This window comes from Paenibacillus forsythiae T98 (assembly GCF_000520735.1).
Lineage (GTDB): Bacteria > Bacillota > Bacilli > Paenibacillales > Paenibacillaceae > Paenibacillus_AQ > Paenibacillus_AQ forsythiae.
In genome coordinates this window covers 1-1,056 of the sequence record NZ_ASSC01000861.1, presented here as the reverse complement: position 1 = coordinate 1,056, position 1,056 = coordinate 1, and the positions used below count along the sequence as shown (strand labels likewise).

General features: G+C 52.8%; 2 protein-coding genes. Both read left to right on the top strand.

Translation table 11 applies throughout. The annotated features are described in order from the left end of the window. On the top strand, nucleotides 1-250 hold a 250-nt coding region (locus L692_RS30305; RefSeq protein ID WP_036725747.1), incomplete at its 5' end, for an ABC transporter ATP-binding protein C-terminal domain-containing protein. A 5-nt stretch (nucleotides 251-255) separates the two neighbouring features. After that, nucleotides 256-957: an ABC transporter ATP-binding protein gene (locus tag L692_RS0126120; RefSeq protein ID WP_025702836.1), complete on the top strand. Its 702-nt coding sequence runs from the start codon at nucleotides 256-258 to the stop codon at nucleotides 955-957. The last annotated feature ends 99 nt before the right edge of the window (nucleotides 958-1,056 follow it).

Sequence of the window (1,056 nt, the reverse complement as noted above, 5' to 3'; positions counted from 1 at the left end):
GCTGCTGCTCGACGAGCCGGCGGCCGGGATGAACCCGAACGAGACGCGCGATTTGATGAATCTTATCGCCTGGATTCGCAAGGAGTTCGACCTTACCATTCTTCTTATCGAGCATGACATGTCGCTTGTTATGGGCGTCTGCGACCGGATTTATGTACTCGACCGCGGAATGCTCATTGCAAACGGTACGCCGTCCGAAATCCGGAGCAATCCGAAGGTTATCGAAGCGTATTTGGGACAGGAGGCGTAAAGGCTATGCTTACAGTACAGGGAATCAACGTTTACTACGGTGCCATTCACGCTCTGAAGGACCTCAGCATCAGCGTCAACCAGGGAGAGATTGTTACGCTGATCGGCGCCAACGGCGCCGGGAAGTCGACGCTCCTCAAGACGCTGTCGGGATTGCTTAAGCCCAAGACGGGAAGCATTGAATTCTTGGGGAAATCTATTACGAACCAGAGCGTCCAGGCGATCGTCAAGCAGGGGCTGATTCATTGTCCCGAAGGACGGCGCGTGTTTGCCAATATGTCTGTAGAAGAAAATCTTGAGCTTGGCGCTTACTTGCAGGATTCCAGCAATTTGGCAGCCGATTTCGAGAAAGTCTACAATACATTCCCGAGACTGCGGGAACGCAAGAAGCAGCAAGCCGGAACGCTGTCCGGCGGCGAGCAGCAAATGCTCGCTATGGGTCGTGCCATCATGGGACATCCGAAGCTGCTGCTGCTGGATGAGCCGTCCATGGGCCTTGCCCCGTTACTCGTGCAGGACATCTTCAAGATTATTCAGGAAGTGAATGCAGCCGGGACGACTGTGCTGCTGGTTGAACAGAATGCGCATCAGGCGCTCAAAATCGCCCACCGCGCCTATGTGCTGGAGACCGGCAGAGTCGTACTGGAAGGAGACGCCAAGGAATTGGCCGATTCGGAAGAAATCAAGATGGCTTATCTTGGACACTAACGGGTTATTCCTAATCATGGCATCACAGAACCAACATATAAATTAAATTATCTGGGAGGCAAGGAGAACAATGAAGAAAATCGGGGCCATTCTTTTGTC

Bases quoted from the DNA above. Each gene is read 5' to 3' on its own strand.
- L692_RS0126120 (WP_025702836.1), top strand. From the start codon at position 256: ATGCTTACAGTACAGGGAATCAACGTTTACTACGGTGCCATTCACGCT.